Below are 6,368 nucleotides of genomic sequence, written 5' to 3'. Positions count from 1 at the left end.
GCCCAGTCGTGTCGACCTGCCTACCTACGCCTTCCAACGCAAACGCTACTGGCTCGAGAGCCCCGACGTAGCCGCCGTCGACGCCTCCACCCCGGACGCCGTGGACGCCCGCTTCTGGGAGGCCGTCGAGCGCGAGGACTGGCAGACACTGGTCGGCACACTCGCCACAGACGCCGACGCACCGCTCAGCGTGGTACTCCCCGCGCTCGCCAACTGGCGCCGGGAGCGTCGCCGTGAGGCCACGGTGGACAGCTGGCGCTACGGTCTGGCCTGGCGCCCGGTCTCCGAGTCCGGCACCTCGGCCGGGCTGTCCGGTACCTGGCTCCTGGTGGCCCCCGAAGGACACACCGAAGATGCGGCGGTGGCCGCCTCTCGTGCCGCCCTGACCAGTCGCGGCGCACAGGTCCTGGACATCGTCGTCCCCGCGACGGAGGCCGAACGCGTCCCGTTCGCCAGGGCGTTGACGGCGGCCCTGGGGTCGCTCGACTCGACGGAGAACCAACAGCCTGTCGCCGTACTGTCCTTCCTTGCGTTCGACGAGCGACCGCACACCGCCCACCCGTCGATGGCTGCCGGTGTCGCCGCCACCCTCGCCTTGGTGCAGGCGCTGGGCGACATGGACCTCGCCGTCCCCGTATGGATGACTACCCGGGGTGCGGTGTCGGTCAGCGGTGCGGACCGTGTGACCAGCCCGCTCCAGGCACAGGTGTGGGGAATGGGCCGCGTCGTCGCGCTGGAACAGCCACAGCGATGGGGCGGCCTGGTCGATCTACCCGAGACGCTCGACGAGCGGGCGCAGGCCCGCCTGTGCGCCGTGCTGGCCGGGCTCAACGGCGAGGACCAGGTGGCGGTACGTGCCTCTGGCGTCCTCGCCCGCCGCCTCGTCCGCACCCCGCGCCCCGAAGGCGCCACTGGGCCCGATGCCTCCACCGACACCTGGTGCAGCCGCGGCACGGCCGTCGTCACCGGCGGCACCGGTGCCCTCGGCCCGCTCATAGCCCGCTGGCTCGCCAACACCGGCACCGAACATGTCGTCCTCACCAGTCGCCGCGGACCTTCCGCCCCCGGTATGGCCGAGCTTGAGGCTGAACTCGCCGCCTCAGGAACCCGGTTGACCGTGGCCGCCTGCGACGCCGCCGATCGCGACTCCATCGCCACACTCCTCGCCGGGCTCAAGGCCGAGGGCTCGGTGATCCGTACGGTCATCCATGCCGCCGCCTTCATCGAGCTCGCCTCGCTCGCCGAGTCGGGGCTCGGCGAGTTCGCCGACGTCCTCGCCGCCAAGGTGAACGGGGCCCGGTACCTCGACGAGCTGCTCGACGATGAGTCCTTGGATGCCTTCGTCCTGTTCTCCTCGATCGCCGGGGTCTGGGGCAGCGGCGACCACGGTGCCTACGCGGCCGCCAACGCCTACCTCGACGCCATAGCCGAGGAGCGCCGCGCACGCGGCCTCACGGCCAGCTCCATTGCCTGGGGCGTCTGGAACGTGTGGGACCCGGATCGGCTGCCGGACGGTGTGAAGCCCGAGCAGCTCGAGGCCCGCGGACTGCCCTTCCTTGACCCGGACACGGCTTTTTCCGCCATGCGCCAGGTCATCGAGCGTGGTGAGACCTTCGTGGCGGTCGCCGAGGTGGACTGGGAGCGGTTCGTCCCCGTCTTCACCTCTGCCGGGCCGCGCCCGCTACTCAGTGGCGTGCCCGAGGCCCAGCAGATCCTCGACGTGGCATCTCGCCCCAGCGGCGGCACCGCCGTGCCGGCCGCAGAGCGTGCCGAGTCCTCGCCGCTGGCACAGCGGCTCGCCGCCCTTGCCACGGCCGCAGAGCGGGACAGGGCCCTGCTGAGTCTCGTACGTACACAGGCGGCATCAGTCCTGGGACACTCCTCCCCGGACGAGGTGGATCCGGGCAGGGCCTTCCGCGAGCTGGGCTTCGAATCGCTCACCTCGGTCGAGCTGCGCAACCGCCTCAACACCGCCACCGGCCTGCGCCTGCCTGCGACGCTCGTCTTCGACCACCCGAACCCGACGGTCCTAGCCGCCTATCTGCGTGACGAGATCCTCGGTACGAACGACAGCACGACCGGTACCGGAGCGGTCACCGCCCCCGCCGTACTCCCCGTGGGTGAAGACCCGATCGCGATCGTTGGCATGAGCTGCCGCTTCCCTGGCGGCATCGAGTCCCCCGAAGCCCTGTGGGAACTGCTCACCGCGGGCGGGGAGGTCATCTCCGAACTGCCCACCGACCGCGGCTGGGACATCGAGGGTCTCTACGACCCGGACCCCGAGCAGCCGGGCAAAACCTACACTCGCCATGGCGGATTCCTCCACGACGCTGCCGAGTTCGACTCGGGCTTCTTTAATATCTCGCCGCGTGAGGCCCTCGCCATGGACCCGCAGCAGCGGCTGCTGTTGGAGACATCGTGGGAGGCCCTGGAGGGGGCGGGTATCGACCCGCATTCGCTGCGCGGCAGCCGTACGGCGGTCTTCGCCGGGGTCAGTTACCACGACTACGGCTCGCGGCTGCGCGAGGTACCGGAAGGTGTCGAGGGATACCTCGGCACGGGCAACACCGCAAGCATCGCCTCGGGCCGTGTCTCGTACATCCTCGGTCTCGAAGGCCCAGCCGTGACTCTCGACACCGGCTGCTCGTCGTCGTTGGTCGCCCTGCACCTGGCGGCCCAGTCGCTGCGCCAGGGCGAGTCCGAACTCGCTCTTGCGGGCGGTGTGTCGGTCATGGCGATTCCCGCCTCGTTCACCGAATTCAGCAGGCAGCGCGGGTTGTCCGTGGACGGACGGTGCCGTGCTTTCTCGGCCGATGCCGACGGGATGGGCATGTCCGAGGGGATCGGCATGGTGCTGCTTGAGCGGCTGTCGGACGCTGAGCGCAACGGCCACAAGGTCCTGGCTCTGGTACGGGGTACGGCGACGAATCAGGATGGTGCGAGTAATGGTCTGACGGCTCCGAATGGTCCGTCGCAGCAGCGGGTGATCCGGCAGGCGTTGGCGAATGCCGGTCTGTCGGCGGCTGAGGTGGATGTGGTGGAGGCGCACGGTACGGGTACGAAGCTGGGTGACCCGATCGAGGCGCAGGCGCTGCTGGCCACCTACGGGCAGGACCGCGACCCGGAACACCCACTGTGGCTCGGCTCGGTGAAGTCCAACATCGGCCATACCCAGGCCGCATCCGGCGCCGCCGGGCTCCTCAAGATGGTGCTGGCCCTTCAGCACGGCGTGTTGCCGAAGACCCTGCATGTGGGGGAGCCGACCCCGCAGGTGGACTGGGAGTCGGGGGCGGTGTCGCTGCTGACGGAGGAGCGGGCGTGGCCGGAGACCCGGCGTCCGCGCCGCGCGGGAGTGTCGTCCTTCGGCATCAGCGGGACGAACGCACACACCGTACTGGAGGAGGCGCCGGAGCCTGAGCGGATTGAGGCCGGGGACATCCCGGTTCCGGTGGCGGGCGTGGTGCCGTGGCTGGTGTCGGGTAGAACGGCGGGGGCGCTGCGGGCGCAGGCGGAGAGGTTGCTGTCGTCCGTGGAGACAAGGCCGGAGCTGGACCCGATCGATGTGGGTTTCTCGCTCGCGACGGGTCGTTCCTCCTTCGAGCACCGTGCGGTGGTGATCGGCGAGAACCGCGAGGAACTTCTGGACGGTCTGCGGACACTGACCGAGGACGGCAGTGTGCCGGGGCTGGTGCAGGGGACGACGACGGACGCCGGGATGATCACCTTTGTGTTCCCGGGTCAGGGGACGCAGTGGGTGGGTATGGGTGCCCAGCTGCTGGAGGAGTCGCCAGCGTTCGCGGCTCGTCTAGGGGAGTGCGCTGCTGCGCTGGCTCCGTTCGTGGACTTTGACCTGATCGGCGTCGTCAAGAACGGTGAGGCTCTGGATCGGGTGGATGTGGTTCAGCCGGTGACCTGGGCTGTGATGGTGTCATTGGCCGAGGCATGGCGTTCGTTGGGTGTCGTGCCCGGTGCCGTGGTCGGTCACTCGCAGGGTGAGATCGCGGCTGCCGCCGTCAGCGGTGCGTTGTCGTTGGAGGACGCAGCGCGTGTGGTTGCATTGCGGGCCAAGGTGATCGGCCGTGTGCTGGCCGGCCTGGGTGGCATGGCATCCATACCCCTTCCGCTGGCTGTGGCAGAGGAGAAGCTGACAGACTGGGCGGGCCAGTTGAGTGTGGCCGCGGTCAACGGCCCGTTGAGCACGGTGGTGGCCGGAGACACCGACGCCATTGTCGAGTTTGTGGCGGCGTGCCAGGCGCAGGACATTCGGGCCAGGCAGGTCCCGGTGGACTACGCCTCACACTCGGTCCATGTGGAGCGCATCGAGGCCGAACTCCTAGATGTGCTGGCCCCGATCAGCCCCGGCGCGGCGGAGATTCCGTTCTACTCGACAGTCGAAGGCGCTCTGATCGACACGGCCACGCTGGATGCGGCGTACTGGTACCGCAATCTGCGGCAGAGGGTCCGCTTCGAGGACGCGGTGCGGGCTTTGGTCGCCGACGGCTACGGCACGTTCGTCGAGTCCAGCGCACATCCGGTGCTGACCATCGGCATTGAGGAGACCGCCGATGTCGTGGCCACCGGCACACTGCGCCGCGACGAAGGCGGTATGGACAGCTTCCTGAAAGCCGCGGCCGAACTGCACGCCAACGGGGTCGCCGTCGACTGGTCGGCGTACTTCTCCGTGTACAAGCCGACCCGTGTCGACCTCCCCACCTATGTCTTCCAACGCAACCGCTACTGGCTCGAGGACGATGCCTCCGGCAGCGGCGACGTCGCGGCGGCTGGTCTCGCCTCCGCTGAGCACCCCATGCTGGGCGCGGCTATCCCGCTCGCCGACACCGACGGTTACCTGCTGACGGGACGGCTGTCTCTGCGGACCCACCCTTGGCTCGCCGACCATGCCGTCTCCGGCACCGTTCTGCTGCCCGGAACCGGGTTCGTTGAACTCGCCATCCGTGCCGCGCACGAGGTCGGCTGTGACATGGTCGAAGAACTGACCCTCGAGGCCCCGCTGATCCTGCCCGCGAACGGCGCGATGCGGATCCAGCTGAGCGTGACTGCCGCCGACGACACGGGCAGCCGGTCACTCAGCTTCCACTCCCGGCCCGAGACGGCCGGCGCCGATGTGCCGTGGACCCGGCACGCGACCGGAGTTCTCACCGAGTCGGGGAACTCCGCTGCCGCAGACCTGACGGCATGGCCGCCGCCCGGCGCAGAGTCACTTGACATCGACGGCTACTACGACCAGCTGACCCGCCAAGGCTATGGCTACGGCCCCGCCTTCCAAGGACTACGCGCCGCATGGCGACGCGGTGACGAGGTCTTCAACGAGGTGTACGCCGAGGTCGCACTGCCTGCTGATGTCGCCTCCGACGCGGGCTCCTTCGGTATCCACCCCGCGCTCCTCGACGCCGCCTTGCACGGCCTCGGCCTCGGGCTGCTGCCCCCGGCCGGTGAGGGGTGCGCCCGGCTGCCCTTCTCCTGGAATGGGGTGCGGCTGCATGCCTACGGAGCCGCTGCCCTGAGGGTGCGGATCACATCGCGCGCAGAGGAGGACACGGTCTCGATCGACGTCGCCGATACCCACGGCCGACCGGTCGCGTCGATCGACTCGCTCGTCGTACGACAGGTCGTCACCAGCCAGCTCAAGGTGGCCGACACGACCGTCCGGCAGTCGCTGTTCCGGCCAGACTGGGTTCGCGTCCCGGAGCGAGCCCAGGCGGCAGGATCCGGCGCAGCGGCGGGCTGGGCGGTGCTGGGGGCCGACCCGCTGGGCGTCGGCGACCGACTCCCCAGCATGGCAGTCCACGAACACCTCGCAGAGATTGCGGCCCTGGACAATGTGCCTGGGGTGGTGGTGACCCAGTTCACCGGCGAGGCGGAGGCGCCTTCGGCCGAAGCGATCCACGGCCACGCGCACCGTGCCCTCCAGTTGGTGCAGTCGTGGCTGGGAGAGGAACGGTTCGAGTCGTCGCGGCTGGTCGTTCTCACTCGCGGGGCCGTCGGCACCAGCGTGCACGACGGCGAAGCCGACACGGCCGTCGCCCCGGTGTGGGGGCTGATGCGCTCGGCGCAGTCGGAGCACCCGGGTCGCTTTGTGCTGGTGGATGTGGACACGGCGCAGGACTCGCTGCAGACACTGCCCGCGGCCCTCGCTTGTGACGAACCGCAGATAGCGGTGCGAAACGGCGAGTTGCTCGCACTGCGACTCGCTCGGGCCGAGCGCACAGAGCCAGCTGGCTCGCCCGCTTTCAGCCCCGAATCGACCGTCCTGGTGACGGGTGCTTCCGGGACGTTGGGTGGTCTAGTGGCGCGGCATCTGGTGACGGAGCATGGCGTTCGGCGTCTGCTGCTGGTGTCCCGTAGCG

Annotated in this window: 1 protein-coding gene; it reads left to right on the top strand. The window is 69.5% G+C overall.

Features of this window, described 5'->3' with window-relative positions; all coding sequences use genetic code 11:
• Positions 1-6,368: type I polyketide synthase (locus tag IEY89_RS39645; RefSeq protein WP_229695727.1), on the top strand; the 6,368-nt coding region annotated here is incomplete at both ends.

Origin of the sequence: Streptomyces lacrimifluminis (genome assembly GCF_014646095.1) — a bacterium.
Classification (GTDB): Bacteria; Actinomycetota; Actinomycetes; order Streptomycetales; family Streptomycetaceae; genus Streptomyces; species Streptomyces lacrimifluminis.
This window is presented reverse-complemented; position numbering and strand designations above follow the sequence as displayed.